This is a genomic window from Pseudomonas flavescens, assembly GCF_013408425.1.
In the GTDB taxonomy this organism is placed as follows: Bacteria; Pseudomonadota; Gammaproteobacteria; order Pseudomonadales; family Pseudomonadaceae; genus Aquipseudomonas; species Aquipseudomonas fulva_A.
In genome coordinates, this window is sequence record NZ_JACBYV010000001.1 from 5,594,722 (window position 1) to 5,610,622 (window position 15,901).

A 15,901-nucleotide genomic window follows, 5' to 3' on the forward strand; every position below is an offset into this window, starting at 1 on the left:
GCGTCTAATCGCTGTTGCCGATGTCTTGATCGATGCTGTCTATCGGTCGGGCGGGTCGGGCTCTGCAATCGGGCTTTCCGGCCCGGGTCGGAAGATCAGGTATGAGCCTGGAAGTGCCGCAGGACGGCGTTCAGCGCCTCGGTGTTGTGCTGATCGATATCGATGATGCGGTAACCCGCCCAGCATTGCTGGCCTGGCTCGCCCTCGCGGCTCCACAGGCAGTCGCCGATGAAGTGCAGCTCGCCCACGCCGTTGAGCGGCGTCTGGCACACCAGTTGGCATTCCACCAGGGTATCGGCAGGCTGAGACGTTGGGCTGCAGAGCATGAGCCCATCGCTGGAAATATCGGCGACACGGCCGAGGTAGCGACCGCTGTGCTGTTCGAAAACTTCAAGCAGTGACGTGGCCTGGTAACGGGCATGCTGACGACGATCATCCATACACGAACCTCATTGATTGCGGCCGGTGAGTTGCTGCAGAACGCGATAAACGGCGGTCAATGCACGATCGACCATGGGCGCCGCGCGGTCCGGTTTGCTGAGGCGTGCCGTACCCTGTTCCATTTCCAGGGCCAACTGGCTGATCGACTTGACCGCGGCACGCTGTCCGTTGAGGTCGACGAACATGTAGTTGTGGGTCGTGGGGCTGTACCAGGACAGCTTCAGCGTCTGCCGTCTATCGCCTTCGATGAATTCGAACCAGGTGCCGAACTCGATTTTTTCCAGATCACCCACCAGGCGCATGCCACCCTTCGACAGTGGTGCGTTGGCCAGGGTCGGGTCGAGGAGCGCGGCATCGTCTCCCAGCATCGCGCCTAACTGACTTGGGCTGGGCGGCAACGCAAGCCCTGAGGCGATCCCCGGTTGGCCCGCTTGCACGGCGTGCTGGCAGGCGACCAGGTCCTGCAACAGGCGGCGGATATCGTCTTCGTGATAGCCGCCCAGCAGCATCAGGCCTTTGCGTAGCGCTTCGAGCATCTCGACGCGTACCCGCTGCAGGTGGTCCCGTTGCGCCGCATCGAGTGGCGTACCGCTCCAGGCCAGTTGCTCGGCGGCTTCGCTGGCGCGCTGCCACTCGCTGCTGGTTGGGCCGTGGCGCAGTTGAATGAATACCAGCACGTCGATCCAGGTGCGTTCGAGGAAGTGGCGAATGATCGGCGGCGGCGAGCGTTTGGCCAGGCTTTGCGCAATGACCTGAGCGGCGGTGTGCCGTGCGCCAAGTAGCTTGTCGCGGCCCTTGGCGGTTTCCACGGCACGGCGTTCCTGCAGGTCGACGCGTTGCTTGAGCGTGCCCGTGAACTCGCTGAACTCGCTGAACAACTCGTCGAACAGGTGCAGGTCGCCCGTGAAGTGCTGAATCACCTGCTTCACCACCCAGTGCACCTTGGCCAGCAGGCCATGGGTTTCATCCACTGCGCCGTAGAGAACGCCAGCCTTGGCCATGGCGTTGATCAGCTTGCGCGCCGGGTGGTGCTGGCGGGTGAACAATGCCTTGTCCAGCAATGCCACTTTCAAGTACGGCGTATGCAGGTGGGAGAGCGCGACCTTGTAGGGCTGAGGCAGATTGTCGTCATCGAGAATGAAATCGAACAGCATGCCGACCAGGTCGATGACATCGGTTTCACGATTGCCCAGGCGGTGCTGCTGCGGATCCTCGCTGTGGCTGGCCAGTTGTCGTTGCAGATCAGCCTTCAGCCCGGCGACCTGCAGGGGGTGTTCCAGGCGCAGGGCCAGTTCGCTGGCGGAGGTCTGCTGCATGCGATTGAGCGCCGCCAGTAACTCACCCGCATCGTAGGTACGCCTCGCCCCCTCTGGCGCGAAACTGGCCATGCTGGGCGTGCCGCTGAGCAGGCTGAGTGCGCTCTGGTGCTTGCGGTACTCGGCGAGCAGGGCGCTGACACCGTCGACCAGCTGATTCAGGTCGGCAGGCGGCGCGGCATCCAGATCGAGCAGCGCGGGCTCATCGGTCACGTTGCTGCGGGTCTGCTGCCGTGCCGCCTCGGGCTGCGCAGGCGCACGAGCTGTCTGCGCCGAGCGCGTGGCGGTGTATTTCAGGTTGGGCAGCACGCCGGCATCTATGAGGCGCTGATTGAGCGCGTCATACAGCTTGTCCAGTTCGTGCATGAGTTGTTTATCGAACAGGCCATACAGCACCAGCTTTATCTGTAGCGTCAGCCCGCAGGGAGCCAGTGCGCCTAGAAAAGCCTGGGCGATGGTTTTCGGCGCGATCGGGTTGCTGCCTTCGGGCAGCGGCTGGCCGTTATTGAGCAGGGCCAGGCGCTGCTCCAGCGCGAACAATGCCTGGGCGCAGCGGGCCTGAACGCGGCTGGCCATATTGGTCACCTGAAGGATCTCTTCGTAATCCTCGGTCTGTACCAGGGCCATGTCCTCGGCATGCATATCAGTGGGCGATGTCGTGGTTGCTACCCGCTTGCCGTCGAGAAAGTCGGCAATGCCCTGAGAGATGCTGAGGTGATAGTGGCGTTCGATCTGCGGGCGCAGTTTGCGGATGCTGCGCATGTTGTCGAAGAACAATGCCTGCACCTGATTGTTCTCGGCTTTCTCCGCGCACTGGAAAAGGGTGTCATCGACCTGGGCGAAGGTGCGCTGCAGATTATCCGCCAGATGATTGAGCACCATCTTGCGGCAGCTCTGCCCCAGCTCACTGAAGCGGGGTTGGATGCCTCGGCTTGCCAGTGTGCGCGAGCCGTTTGGTGGTGTCGGCGGCGTGCCCTGAGTGGTCATCTGTAATCCTGATTGAAACCTCACCGTGGTGCTTCGAACAGTGCAGGTATGCGGTGAAGGTATAGCAATTGGCCATTCTTTCGCAAAGCATTGTCATAAAAGCAATTTAGGGGGTTGACATGTGTTCGCGGAACCGTAAAATGGCGCGCCTCTGCAGCGGCAAATGGCGAAAGCCAAAAGTTAGTAACAGAGACTGAAAGAAGCATAGTTCCGCGATAGCTCAGTCGGTAGAGCAAATGACTGTTAATCATTGGGTCCCTGGTTCGAGTCCAGGTCGCGGAGCCAATCTTTCTTCGGGGTGTAGCGCAGTCCGGTAGCGCGCCTGCTTTGGGAGCAGGATGTCAGGAGTTCGAATCCCCTCACCCCGACCATTTTTGGGTCGTTAGCTCAGTTGGTAGAGCAGTTGGCTTTTAACCAATTGGTCGTAGGTTCGAATCCTACACGACCCACCATTTCAAGCACTGCTTGAGAGTAAAAAACCCGCCTAGAGCGGGTTTTTTGCTTTCTGGCGGCAGCGTCCTGCTCCCCGGATGGTGGATGGGGGCGTAGCTGACGCTTTTTTCATCCACCATTGCGCTTGCAGAGTGGTGGACGGGGCAAGCGTCGTCCACCTTACGACAGGCTGCCCTTGGAATCAGTGCAGCTTGAGTCGCGGATCGGTGCTGCGGCCGATACGGTCGCTGAGCATCAGCAGCAACGTGCGGAATGGGCCATAAAGCGCCATCTGGTGCATGCGATACAGCGACACGTAGAACATCCGCGCAAGCCAACCCTCCAGCTTCACGCTGCCCATCAGGTTACCCATCAGATTGCCGACGGCGCTAAAGCTCGACAGCGAGATCAGCGAGCCGTAATCCTTGTAGGCGTATGTCGGCAGCGGCTGATTCTGAAGGCGCAGCGCAAGCGATTTGACCAGCAGCGAGGCTTGCTGGTGAGCGGCCTGCGCGCGAGGCGGTACATTGCGTTCGCTGCCATCGCCCATCGGGCAGGCTGCGCAGTCGCCGAAGGCGAAGATGTTCTCGTCGCGCGTGGTCTGCAGGGTCGATGTGACGACCAGTTGATTGATGCGATTGCTCTCCAGGCCATCCAGATCCTTGAGAAACGCTGGCGCGCGGATGCCCGCTGCCCACACCTTGAGGCTGGCTGGAATCTGTTCACCGCTGGCGGTCAGCAGGCCGTCAGCCGTGACCTCCTTCACCGCGGCATTGGTCATCACGTTCACGCCGAGCTTCTGCAGGGTACGGTGCACGGGTGCGCTGATGCGCTCCGGCAGCGCTGGTAGCACGCGTGGGCCTGCCTCGATCAGGGTGATGCGCATGTTTTCGGGGCGGATACGATCCAGGCCGTAGGCCGCCAGCTCGTGGGCAGCGTGGTGCAGCTCCGCAGCCAGTTCCACGCCGGTGGCGCCGGCGCCGACGATGGCAACGCTGATCTGGTCGTTGTCGCCATTGCCTGCATGGGCGCGCAGATAATGGCTGAGCATCTTGCGGTGGAAACGCTCGGCCTGTTCACGGGTATCCAGGAAGATGCAGTGGTTGGCCGCTCCCTCCGTGCCGAAGTCATTGGTCGTGCTGCCTACCGCGATCACCAGCGAGTCGTAGGCGAGTTCGCGCGCGGGCACCAGTTCGCGGTTGTCTTCATCCAGAGTCGCCGCAAGCTGGATGGTCTTGCGTTCGCGATCCAGGCCGCTCATGCGGCCAAGCTGGAATTCGAACTGGTTCCATTTGGCCTGGGCAACGTAGTTGAGCTCGTTCTCCGTGGAGTTCAGCGAGCCAGCAGCCACTTCATGCAGCAGCGGTTTCCAGATGTGGGTCAGGTTGGCGTCGGCCAGCGTGATATGCGCTTTGCCACGTTTGCCGAGGGTTCTCCCCAGGCGGGTGGCGAGTTCCAGGCCGCCGGCACCACCGCCGACAATTACGATTCGATGGGTCATCGATACTTCTCACAAGGCTAAAAAATCGGTGTCGAGTCCGGGCGAGCGAAGGCTCATAGCGCCAGGCGACTCGGAGGGCGGCTCAGCAGGGCAGGTCGAACCGACGTGCGCAGCGATGCCGAGGGGCACTCAGGTATTCATCGACTCGACGTTGATCACCAAGGTTCAATCGGCAGGGCAGCCACCGCTTCCACAATGCGCTCAGTCTAGCAGGGTGCCACTGTGCACGGAGCGCGACATGGAGTGCTCTGGCGCTACTCGAATCGCTCCAGAGGCTCGACCTCGAGCGAGTCGCTCAGGCGGATGACGCCGCCCTGCAGCACTCGTGCGGTTATGCCGCCGTGGCCGCGCACTGCCTGAAACGTTCCCAGGCCCAGGCGCTCCTCGAGGCGTGCGCAGGGTTGGCACCAGCCAGTGGTTTCCAGAATGGCCTGGCCGATCCGAAAGCGGCGACCCTTGAGGCTGAACAGGTTAATGCCGCTGATGGCGATATTGCGCCGCAGATCTTCCGGTCTTATCGCGCGTTCGGGATCGCGCCCCAGCAGGGCGCTGACCACGGCCAGGTGCTCCCACTGGATCAGCGTGACCTGCCGCGCGTTAAGTGGCCCCGGGCGCGCATGATCTCCGGTGAGGCCGGCTTCACGGCGCGCTTCCACTGCGTCCAGGGCGAGCATCTCGCCACGTGACTGCGGACGCACGCCGATCCAGCGCACCTGCCCTTGCTGCGGCACCGTGGCGAGGAGGGTTTGCAGAGGGCTCATGGTGTTCCCGTGTGGTTTCACTGGCGGATTCCTCAACCGATGGGCGGGCCTCTCTGGTCGCCGCAACGATCATCGATCACGCTGACGAAAATCGCCGGCCTGGAAGTCGGACCGTCCTTCATCTGGCAGGCGGTTGCAAGTGGTCCGAAGCAATCGGCAGCTGTCAGTGCCGGCTAGGCGGCAGATCTTCGGAGAAAAGGTCATCTTCCAGTTCGTTGCCGGGAATCGCGTGCTCTTCCGAGGCCCAGGCGCCGAGGTCGATCAGCTTGCAGCGCTCGGAGCAGAACGGCCGGCTCGGGCTCTGCGGGCCCCATTCAACGGGGGCGGCGCAGGTCGGGCAGGCGACGAGGGTAGGTGTGCTCATGGTTGGCCTCCATTCAAGGTCAGGTAAAAGGCATGCAGGCGCTCGACTTCGCTTCGCGCCCAGGCCAGGTCGCGATCATTGGTCAGCACGTCATCGGCATGGCGCAAGCGCTCTTCGCGGGTCGCCTGAACGGCCAGAATCGCCTGCACCTGTTCAGCTGACAGCCGATCGCGGCGCATGGTGCGCTCGATCTGCAGCCGCTCGGGGACGTCGATTACCAGCACGCGTTGCGTCAATTTGTACTGCCCGGATTCGATCAGCAGTGGCGACACCAGGATCGCATAGGGCGATTTCGCATTGGCCAGGAACTGCGCAACCTCCTCAGCGATCAGCGGGTGCAGCAGACTCTCCAGCCAGCGGCGCTGCGCGGGATTCGCGAAGATCCGTGCGCGCAGGGCCGAACGGTTCAACTGGCCATCGGCCTGCAGAACCTGTGCACCAAAGTGCTCTGCAATGGCGGCCAGGGCGGGGCGGCCAGGCTCCACGACCCAGCGCGCGGCCTGGTCGGCATCGATCAGGTCCACGCCCAGTGCGACGAAGTGTTCGGCAACCGCGCTCTTGCCACTGCCAATGCCGCCAGTAAGGCCGAGCGTCCAGAGTTTCATGGTGCGCGCGCGCCCCTCATTCGAAATCAGGGGCGAATTGTAAAGGAGCGACCCTGCGTGTGGCGAATCAGCTCTGCGTGTTGGCAAGCGCCCCGATTGCAGGAGCGCTGCCCTTGGCGCGAAAAGATCGAAGGCTTGGCGCGCTATCCGAGGCGGCATTCGCTGCGAAGCGAGGCGATTGCATCGCTGTCCGCACCATCGATTTTGCCCGTCCTATTCGCCGCGGGGGCGCGGCTCCCACAGAATCGCAACACGCCACCAGAAGTGTAGGAGCGCCGCCCTCGGCGCGAAGCGTATGAAGGTTCACCGCGCTATCGGCGATGGCCAGGCCATTCACCGCAGCGGCCCGCAGCCTGGTTTGCTCGACGCAAGGCCCGGGCGTTAGTTGAAGCCTGCAAACTGCAAATAACCGTCGGTGATCTGCTTGCCCCACAGCAGCGCGATAAAGCCTGCAATGGCCAGATAGGGCCCGAAGGGAATCGGCGTGCTGGTATTGGCATCACGCATTCGCAGCATGATCACGCCGAGTACCGCACCGACCACCGAGGACAGCAGGATGGTCAGCGGCAGAATCTGCCAGCCGCCCCAGGCGCCGAGCATCGCCAGCAGCTTGAAGTCGCCATAACCCATGCCTTCCTTGCCGGTGACCAGCTTGAACAGCCAGAACACCGACCAGAGGCTCAGGTAACCGGCGACCGCACCCCACAGGGCTTCTTCGAGGCTGGTGAACAAGCCGAAGTGGTTAGCGATCAGGCCCAACCACAACAGCGGCAGCACCAGCGAATCCGGCAATAGCTGGTGATCAGCATCGATCAGGCTCATCGCCAGCAGCCCCCAGGCCAGCACCAGCATGCCAGCCGCCTGCCAACCGAAGCCGAAATGCCAGGCGACATACGCCGACAACAGCCCGCAGCTTAGCTCGACCAGCGGATAGCGCAGGCTTATCTTCGCCTTGCAGCCAGAGCACTTGCCACGCAGAAAAAGGTAGCTGACAACCGGGATGTTCTCCCACGGGCGGATTTCATGCTTGCATTGCGGGCAACTGGAGTGGGGAAGTACCAGATTGTAAGTCTCACCCTCGGGCTCTGCCGGTAGCTCCAGCACCTCACGCGCCTGAATACGCCAGTCGCGAAACATCATCTTGGGCAGGCGGTGAATCACGACGTTGAGGAAGCTGCCGACCAGCAACCCGACAACGAGCGCGCAGAAAACGAAGGCCGGCGTATTGCCGGCCAGGAAGTCGATTACGGTCATGGATTAAACGACGGCACCCAGCTGGAAGATTGGCAGGTACATGGCGATGATCAGGCCGCCGACCAGTACGCCGAGAACGGACATGATCAGGGGCTCCATGAGAGCTGTTAGCCCATCAACTGCGTTATCAACTTCTGCTTCGTAGTAGCTGGCCACCTTGTCGAGCATAGTATCCAGTGCGCCTGACTCTTCACCGATAGCGGTCATCTGAACTGCCATGGCAGGAAACACATTGGTAGAGCGCATGGAGAAGTTCAGCTGCATGCCGCTGGACACGTCTTGCTTTACCTTGTTAACGGCATTGCGGAAAACCACGTTGCCTGTTGCTCCCGCTACCGAGTCAAGCGCCTCAACTAATGGGACGCCGGCAGCAAAAGTAGTCGACAGGGTGCGGGCATAACGTGCAACCGATGATTTGTAAATTATATTGCCCACAACGGGGGCTTTAAGGATAGAGCGGTCTAAAGCATCACGGAAATTTTCCGAACGTTGTTTAATTTGCAGGAAGGCATAACCTGCTGCCACAAACGTGATAATGAAGATGAACCACCACTCTTGGAGCCCTTCTGAGATACCGATTACAAAAAGTGTAAATGCAGGCAGCTCTGCCCCGAAGCTCGAGAAAACATCCTGAAACTGTGGAACTACTTTAATTAACAAAATACAAGTAACGATCACTGCCACTGCGACTACTGCTATTGGATAGTTCATTGCTTTTTTGATCTTGGCTTTCAATGCCTCGGTTTTCTCTTTGTAGGTCGCCACCCGATCTAGCAAAGTTTCTAGTGCTCCTGACTGTTCCCCTGCGTCAACTAAATTGCAAAATAGATCATCAAAATAAGCGGGCTTCGTACGCAACGCAGCTGCAAAGCTGTTACCTGCTGCTACGTGCTGTTTGAGCTCGTCGACAAGCTTACGCATATTTGGATTTTCCAGACCGTCGGCAATGATATCAAAGGACTGCAGCAGTGGTACGCCTGCCTTCATCATTGTCGCCATCTGCCGAGCGAACAATGCGATATCCATGGGTTTGATTTTCTTGCCCGTGCTTAATATCGATATACCTTTCTTGCGTACCTTGGTCGGGTTAATCCCCTGTTTGCGCAGCTGAGCCTTGACCAACGCAGGGTTTTGTCCGCTAAGCTCGCCCTTGACTACGGAACCCTTTCGATCCTTGCCTTCCCAGACGAACGTGCTGGTCTTTGCTACTTTTGCTGCTGCCATGATTAATCCTTGGTCACGCGGTTGACTTCCTCGAGGCTGGTAACGCCTTGCATGGCCTTCAGCAGGGCCGAGGTGCGCAGGTCGTTGAAGCCGTCTTTACGCATTTGCGTGGCAATGTCGATGGAGTTGCCTTCCTCCATGATAATCCGCTGCAGGCTTGGCGTGTTTTTAACTACTTCATAAATACCGACACGACCTTTATAACCGCCCTTGCAATTTTCACACCCCACCGGCCCGTAGAGCTTGAAGGTTCCAAGCTTGTCTTCTGGGAAGCCCTCCTCCAGAAGCGCCTCATTGGGAATCGGCACCTCTCTCTTGCAACTGCCGCAGAGCTTGCGAGCCAAGCGCTGGGCGATGATCAGGTTCACCGAGGTGGCGATGTTGAAGGAGGGAACACCCATGTTGCGTAGCCGTGTCAGGGTTTCCGCTGCGCTATTGGTGTGCAGGGTCGACATCACCATATGACCGGTCTGTGCGGCTTTGATGGCGATAGACGCCGTATCCAGGTCACGAATCTCACCAACCATGATGATATCCGGATCCTGGCGCAGGAATGCCCGCAGCGCCTGGGTGAAGTCCATCCCTTGTTTAGGGTTTACGTTTACCTGGTTGATGCCTTCCAAATTGATCTCCACCGGATCTTCGGCGGTAGAGATGTTTACGTCAGCAGTGTTGAGAATGTTCAGGCCTGTATAGAGGGAGACGGTTTTGCCCGAGCCTGTGGGGCCTGTGACCAGAATCATCCCTTGGGGCTGCTTTAGCGCCGCCATGTAGAGGTCCTTTTGGGTTTCCTCGTAGCCCAGTGCATCGATGCCCATCTGGGCACTGCTGGGGTCGAGAATCCGCATTACAACTTTCTCCCCCCATAGGGTCGGGAGAGTGTTCACACGAAAGTCGATGGCCTTGCTCTTCGATATCTTCATCTTGATACGGCCATCCTGAGGCTTGCGCCGTTCGGAAATATCCAGCCCGGCCATTACCTTCAGGCGTGCAGCAATGCGCGGTGCTAGCTGGATAGGCGGGCGCGCCGTTTCATGGAGAATGCCGTCCGTACGGAAACGCACGCGGTAGCTTCTCTCGTAGGGTTCGAAGTGCAGGTCGGACGAGCCACCCTTGATTGCATCGAGCAGCATCTTGTTGACGAAGCGAACGACTGGAGCATCGTCAGCCTCCTGAGCCCCGTCGCCCCTTTTGTCATCATCCACCGATTCGGTTTCCAGCCCATCGAGATCGACATCACCCATGTCCTCCAGTCCGGTATGGCCCGTGTCGAAAAATTTCTCGATGGCATCGCCAAGTTTGTCGTCCTCCACCAGCAGAGCCTCGGTGGAAAGGCCAGTGCTGAACTGAATGTCGGTTACGGCTTGGTGGTTGGAGGGGTCGGAAATGCCGACGAAAAGCTTGTTGCCCCGGCGCCATAAAGGGAGCGCGCGGTGTTGGCGTACAAGCTTCTCGCTAACCAGCTCCTTTGGCTGGCTATCTTTGTCCAGCGCCGACAGGTCGAAATAAGCGATGCCGAACTGGTCTGCGGTAAGCTCGGCCAGGGCTCTGCTTTTAACCAATTTGTTCTGCGCAAGATAATGCACTAGCGACAGCTTATTGCGCTTGGCTTGTGCTTGCGCTTGCTGAGCGGCTTTTTCATCTAGCAATTCAGCCAGCACCACTTGCTTGGCTAGGCCGGAAAGGGGAATGTTCTCGCTCATGGGAACCTCATGCAATTCTTTGGATGCGTTATAGCGCAGATGCCAATTGCTGCCAAACGGCTGGTAGCGAACTGACGAAAAATGGCACAAGGTGAAAAAAATTAGCGGCTTTAGCCGATTCAAACTGGAGGACAGCTGATTTGACCTGCCTGAATTACCGCGAAAATTGTGCGAGTGGTTTTCTGGCACGAGAACTGCATTGCTTGTGTCAGGCTGTCTGCCTAACACTAACTCGGAGATTAATATGAAAGCTCAAATGCAGAAGGGTTTCACTCTCATTGAACTGATGATCGTTGTTGCGATCATTGGTATTTTGGCTGCAATCGCTATTCCGGCCTATCAAGACTATGTTGCCAAGACTCAGGTAACTACCGGCCTGGCTGAAATTGCCGGCGCCAAGACTTCGTATGAGTCTGCAGTGAACGAGGGCAAAGCAGATGCCTTCTACACCGCTACTAATATGGGGCTCGCAGCAAGTACTGCACGTTGCACTACTATCGGTGTGAATAGGCCTGTTGCTGGCGTCGCAAACAATGCGCTGACCTGTGCTTTGGCTGGAAATCCTGCCATCGCTGGCGCCAGCATTCAGTTGGGTCGTGCCGCTGATGGCGTTTGGACTTGCCGTGTTGTCAGTGCACCTACCTCGTTCAAAGACTCTTTCCTTCCAAGTGGTTGCACTAAATCGTAATAAATTTTAGCTTTAGATTTTGGGGGCCTCTCTTCGGAGTTGGCCCTTTTTTTTTAGGATAAAAAAATGAGTGTGTATCGCACGGTATTGTTCTTTGTTTTCACGGTGTTTGCGGTATGCTTTTCGGCTACTTCAATTTTTATAATTTTTCCAGGGTATGGATGGCACGATCAGCAGCGTATTGGGCAAATTATACTGTGTGTTTTTTCTCTGGCGGTTATTTTCTCCACTCCTCGTTTGAAGGTGAGTCCCGGTTTGGTTGCTGCAGGGGGGGCGGTTTTTTTTCTGGGTATACTTTCATGCTTTAATTCTCGTTATCCTGTCTGGGCATTAATTGAGTGGGCGCGATATCTAGGTTTGTTTGGTGTGGTTTTGCTTGTTAGTTTTTTTTCTGTTAGTTTTTCTTTTCAGCGAGTATTGTTGCTTCTATCTGTTTGCGTTTCTGGTCTACATGTTTTTAATTTCTGGGTATCATATTTTTCTGCATTCTTAACGGGTATCAGGATTTTGGATGCCTCAGTAATGTTTAGTGGTTTCGCAAATCCGCGTTTTTTTGCGCAATTTCAGGTTATCGTTATTCCAATCATAGGTCTTTTTTTTGCAGAGGCTGTTAGGCGCGATCGTTTTTGGGTGACAGCACTTCTTGGTTTTATGCTCATTACGCAGTGGTGTCTAAGTTTTCTTTTGGGTGGGCGTGGGCTTTGGTTTAGTCTATTTATTTCCTATTTTAGTCTTGCTTTGATTGGTCGGCGTTTTATTGGTTTTTGTGCGGTGCAAGTCGGTTTTGTACTCTTAGGTTTTTTTGCGTTTTATTTTTTGTTTAAAGTGATCCCTCTTTTTTATGGCATGGAACCGGTTGAAAGTGAGGTGTTGCGTACAGGGTTATCTTCTCGGGAGACCATTTGGTTATTGGCATGGGAACTTTTCCTTGAAAGCCCATGGCTGGGTGTAGGGCCAATGCATTTTTCGGCTTTTTATAATCCAATAGCAGCGCATCCTCATCAGGCCATTCTTCAATGGCTATGTGAGTGGGGCGTGGCTGCTACGTTTATACTTTTGGTAATGTTCTTCAGGGGCGTAAAACGTGGGTTTCTAGCTCTTCGTTGCGACGGGGCTAGCCCTGTTGATGCGGCTTTGTGGACTACGCTTATTGGCGCTTTAGTCTTGGCTCAGGTTGATGGGGTTTTCGTAATGCCTTACTCAGAAACATGGATGGCAATAATGGCCGGAGTTGCAGTGGCGCGATGGCAGAAGGGCGGCCTGAGCAACGTTTCACTATTAAGGTTTTTTTGGTTGGGGGGCGGTGTATTTGCTATGGCTATACTCACATTTGTGCTTTTGGTTCAAGCCCCAGATGTTCCCCGCGCAGAGGAAAAATACTTGGATAAAAATGTCGTTGGGTGGGCGCCACGGTTCTGGCATCAGGGGTGGATACCCATGGACTTCGATCAATAGGATTGCCAAGGGGGCGAAGTATGTGTGCTTATAAAGGATTTGGTTTGGTTGGTGGTTGTAGTTGCTGTTGCTGCAGTTCTGGTTGCTATTTCTGTTCCTTCTTATAAAGATTATATTATTTCCGTTAATAAGCAGAGTTATCTGGTTGTCGCGCTTTGGTTGAAGGAGAGGTTTCAGGCGGTGTAACTTCGATTTCACTTTGAACTAGGCTGCGCTCAATCCAGTTCATTAGTTGTTGAGGAGCCACAAGTGGCTAGATTTTATGGGGATGGAGGTGTCGTGCTCGACGTGGTTATGGGAGGCGGTGCGAGTTCATCTCCAGCAGGCGTGATCATATCAATTCGTCGCGATAGTGCAGGAGCTTGGTCGTGCGTCATCGATGGTAGTTCAGCGCGCGGCTGGAAAGGTGATTGTCGGCCCTCTGATTGTTAGGTGATGATTTTTTAGATGCTCCATGTAGGGGTTGAGAGAAAAATTTGTGAGATGTGTTGTTTCTATTTAATGGTTTCTGTAAGTTTAGGGGCATGGTTTTGATCTCATGTTGTTTTGGCGATTAACTATAGTTTGTGTGATGAGTTTTTATCTGCGAGTCGCCTATTTAGCCTTAAGTTGAGTATGGTGTTTTCCGGCTGCTCTCCGTGTCGGTAGACGGAACTAAATAATATTTTGTCCGTTCCATTAAATGGGCCTGTCCGATATTTGCATGATTTCGGTTTCCGGCGCGAAAAGTTCAGGCGGAGAGCCATCATGATTAAAAACGACTACTGTCCTCTACCCATCACCCTCACAACCTTGGCGATACTTCTGCTTGCTCTGCTGATGGTCGTCGGCGGTTGCTATCTCGCCTTTCTGGGTGGCTCCTGGTACTACCTTGTGGCAGGCATTGGTTTGCTGGTGGTAGCAGCCCTTTTGTTCGCCCGGCGCAGGGCGGCTATTGGTCTTTATGGTGTGTTGCTTCTCGGGACGCTGGCCTGGACCTTTTATGAGGTTCGCTTCGATTGGTGGCAGCTGGCGCCGCGGATCGATCTGTGGTGCATTCTGGGCCTCTGGCTACTCCTGCCCTTCGTTAATCGCAGTGTCGGCATTCGGCCAGTCTGGCGTGATGGCGCCAGCGGGATTTTGGGGCTTGGCGTGCTGGCCGGTGCGTTGATGGCAGGCTATTCCCTGACGCAGGACTACCACTCCATCAAGGGTGAATTCAGCGACGCGCAGATGCAGGGGGGCACTCCGCGGGGCCACGCCGAGCGTTCGCAAAGCGAATGGCCGGCCTACGGTGGTTCGAAGCAGGGTGACCGCTATTCGACGGCGGATCTGATCACCCCAGCGAATGCCGGCAAGTTGGAGAAGGCCTGGGAGTTTCACACGGGTGATCTGCCTGGGCCCGGTGATCCCAGCGAGCTGACCAATCAGGTCACCCCGCTGAAGGTCGGTGGCAAATTGTTCATCTGCACGCCTCACAGTGTGGCCATTGCGCTGGATGCCGACACGGGGGAGGAGCGCTGGCGTTTCGATCCCAGCATCAATCGAGACGCCGAGTACTACCAGCACATGACTTGCCGCGGGCTGGCCTATCATGAGGGCAAGAGAACCTCTGCGGCTGTCGAGCAGGTGGATCAGCCTGCCGCGCGCTGCGAGCGTCGCCTGTTCCTGCCTACCAATGACGGCACGCTGGTTGCGCTGGATGTCGAGGATGGCCAGCCCTGCGAGGACTTTGGCGATGCCGGTACGGTCGATCTGAAGGCGGGCCTGGGAGAGGGCGCGCTTGGCGTCTATCTGCCTACCTCTCCGCCAGTGGTCACCGAGAAGTTGGTGATCGTCGGCGGCTCCATCACCGATAACGGTTCGGTGGACTCTCCCGGTGGTGTCATCCGCGCCTACGATGTGAAGACCGGCGAGCTGGTATGGAATTTCGATCCGGGTAATCCGGAGGCCACCGAACCGCTGGCGCCAGGCGAGACTTACGTACGCAGCACGCCCAACTCCTGGACCATCGCCACCGCCGACGAGGCGCTGGGGCTGGTCTACATCCCTACGGGCAACCAGACCCCGGACCAATGGTCGATTCCTCGGACGGAATTGTCCGAGCGTTTCATCGCCAGTCTGCTGGCGCTGGATCTGGCCACTGGCAAAGTGCGCTGGGAGTTCAAGACCGTGCACCATGACCTATGGGATCGCGACCTGCCTTCTCAGCCTACGCTGGTCGATATCGACGGCCCGCAGGGCAGGGTGCCGGCGATTATCCAGGCGACCAAGCGCGGCGACCTCTATGTGCTCGATCGTCGCACGGGTGAGCCCATCGTGCCTGTCAACGAAGTCGCGGTTCCGCAAGGCACCGATTATGGCGACTCCACGGCGCCAACTCAGCCGGCGTCCGCGCTCAGCTATGCGCCTGAGCAGCCACTGCGCGAGCGCGACATGTGGGGCGGCACGCCGCTGGATCAGATGATGTGCCGTATCCAGTTCCGCAAACTGCATTACGAGGGTGACTACACGGCACCCTCCCAGCAGGGATCGCTGATCTATCCGGGCAACGTCGGGGTTTTCAACTGGCCATCCGTGGCGGTCGATCCAGATCGGCAACTGTTGTTCGGAGCACCGAACTACCTGGCCTTCATCTCGCAAATGGTCAAGCGTAGCGAGGTCGAAATCGAGGAGCGCCGCGGTGGTGGTGAAACCGGCCTGCAGCCCAACCTGGGTGCGCCCTACATGGTGCGTCTGGAGCCTTTCCTGTCGGTGCTCGGCCTGCCCTGCCAGTCGCCGCCCTGGGGTTACGTGACGGCTGTCGACCTTCGCAGCATGAAGAAAGTATGGATGCACAAGAATGGCACCAGTCGCGACAGTGCTCCGCTGGGGCTGCCATTCCCGGTCGGCACACCGGCGCTGGGAGGCCCGATCGTCACTGCCGGCGGGGTGGCCTTCATGAGCGGTTCACTGGACTACTACCTGCGTGCGTACGATCTGCGAACCGGCAAGGAGCTCTGGAAGGGCCGCCTACCCGCAGGCGGTCAGGCCACGCCCATGACCTACGTCTCGGAGAAGTCCGGTAGGCAGTTCGTCGTGCAGATGGCTGGCGGGCACGGCTCGTTCGGCACCAGGATCGGTGATTCGGTCATCGCCTGGAGCTTGCCGGAGGATAAGCGATAGACGATGGCAGCGGTACGGCGAGGTGA

The 15,901-nt window shown here is 57.6% G+C and carries 12 protein-coding genes and 3 tRNA genes; 6 read left to right on the forward strand and 9 right to left on the reverse strand.

The features are described from left to right. Positions 1-95 precede the first annotated feature (95 nt). A complete protein-coding gene (locus FHR27_RS24975; RefSeq protein WP_042554686.1) occupies positions 96-440 on the reverse strand; it encodes a PilZ domain-containing protein in 345 nt (114 codons plus the stop codon). Between the two features lie 9 nt (positions 441-449). Then, the gene (locus FHR27_RS24980) at positions 450-2,744 is read right to left on the reverse strand and encodes a DUF1631 domain-containing protein (RefSeq protein ID WP_179539843.1); all 2,295 of its coding nucleotides are present in this window, start codon (positions 2,742-2,744) and stop codon (positions 450-452) included. A 209-nt stretch (positions 2,745-2,953) separates the two neighbouring features. Between FHR27_RS24980 and FHR27_RS24985 the strand changes: the two genes are divergently transcribed. The 3 genes from FHR27_RS24985 to FHR27_RS24995 all read left to right on the forward strand — a co-directional run bounded on the left by FHR27_RS24985 (position 2,954) and on the right by FHR27_RS24995 (position 3,196). Further along, positions 2,954-3,029, forward strand: a tRNA-Asn gene (locus FHR27_RS24985). A 9-nt stretch (positions 3,030-3,038) separates the two neighbouring features. Beyond that, positions 3,039-3,115, forward strand: a tRNA-Pro gene (locus FHR27_RS24990). A gap of 5 nt (positions 3,116-3,120) precedes the next feature. Beyond that, positions 3,121-3,196 (forward strand) — tRNA-Lys (locus FHR27_RS24995). Positions 3,197-3,378: 182 nt separating this feature from the next. Here FHR27_RS24995 and FHR27_RS25000 read toward each other — a convergent pair. From FHR27_RS25000 to pilB, 7 genes are all read right to left on the reverse strand, one after another. Further along, entirely contained in the window at positions 3,379-4,677 is a 1,299-nt protein-coding gene (locus FHR27_RS25000) for an NAD(P)/FAD-dependent oxidoreductase (protein WP_179539844.1), read from the reverse strand. A gap of 254 nt (positions 4,678-4,931) precedes the next feature. After that, the gene (locus tag FHR27_RS25010) at positions 4,932-5,438 is read right to left on the reverse strand and encodes an MOSC domain-containing protein (RefSeq protein WP_179539845.1); all 507 of its coding nucleotides are present in this window, start codon (positions 5,436-5,438) and stop codon (positions 4,932-4,934) included. Between the two features lie 163 nt (positions 5,439-5,601). Then, entirely contained in the window at positions 5,602-5,802 is a 201-nt protein-coding gene (gene yacG / locus FHR27_RS25015) for a DNA gyrase inhibitor YacG (RefSeq protein ID WP_042554690.1), read from the reverse strand. Continuing rightward, positions 5,799-6,407 carry a dephospho-CoA kinase gene (gene coaE, locus FHR27_RS25020; RefSeq protein ID WP_179539846.1) on the reverse strand — a complete coding sequence of 203 codons (609 nt, stop codon included), beginning with the start codon at positions 6,405-6,407 and terminating at the stop codon, positions 5,799-5,801. Before coaE ends, yacG begins: the two co-directional genes overlap by 4 nt. A 381-nt stretch (positions 6,408-6,788) precedes the next feature. Continuing rightward, positions 6,789-7,661: a prepilin peptidase gene (locus FHR27_RS25025; RefSeq protein WP_179539847.1), complete on the reverse strand. Its 873-nt coding sequence runs from the start codon at positions 7,659-7,661 to the stop codon at positions 6,789-6,791. A 3-nt stretch (positions 7,662-7,664) separates the two neighbouring features. Continuing rightward, positions 7,665-8,885 carry a type II secretion system F family protein gene (locus FHR27_RS25030; protein WP_179539848.1) on the reverse strand — a complete coding sequence of 407 codons (1,221 nt, stop codon included), beginning with the start codon at positions 8,883-8,885 and terminating at the stop codon, positions 7,665-7,667. A gap of 2 nt (positions 8,886-8,887) precedes the next feature. Beyond that, the gene (gene pilB / locus FHR27_RS25035) at positions 8,888-10,588 is read right to left on the reverse strand and encodes a type IV-A pilus assembly ATPase PilB (protein WP_179539849.1); all 1,701 of its coding nucleotides are present in this window, start codon (positions 10,586-10,588) and stop codon (positions 8,888-8,890) included. Between the two features lie 244 nt (positions 10,589-10,832). Here pilB and FHR27_RS25040 point away from each other — a divergent pair, with 244 nt between their 5' ends. The 3 genes from FHR27_RS25040 (at position 10,833) to FHR27_RS25050 (ending at position 15,875) form a co-directional block, all read left to right on the forward strand. Continuing rightward, positions 10,833-11,276, forward strand: coding sequence for a pilin (locus tag FHR27_RS25040; RefSeq protein WP_179539850.1), 444 nt, complete (start codon positions 10,833-10,835; stop codon positions 11,274-11,276). 66 nt (positions 11,277-11,342) lie between these two features. Then, a complete protein-coding gene (locus tag FHR27_RS25045) occupies positions 11,343-12,731 on the forward strand; it encodes an O-antigen ligase family protein (protein ID WP_179539851.1) in 1,389 nt (462 codons plus the stop codon). A gap of 747 nt (positions 12,732-13,478) precedes the next feature. Next, positions 13,479-15,875, forward strand: coding sequence for a glucose/quinate/shikimate family membrane-bound PQQ-dependent dehydrogenase (locus FHR27_RS25050; protein ID WP_179539852.1), 2,397 nt, complete (start codon positions 13,479-13,481; stop codon positions 15,873-15,875). The last annotated feature ends 26 nt before the right edge of the window (positions 15,876-15,901 follow it).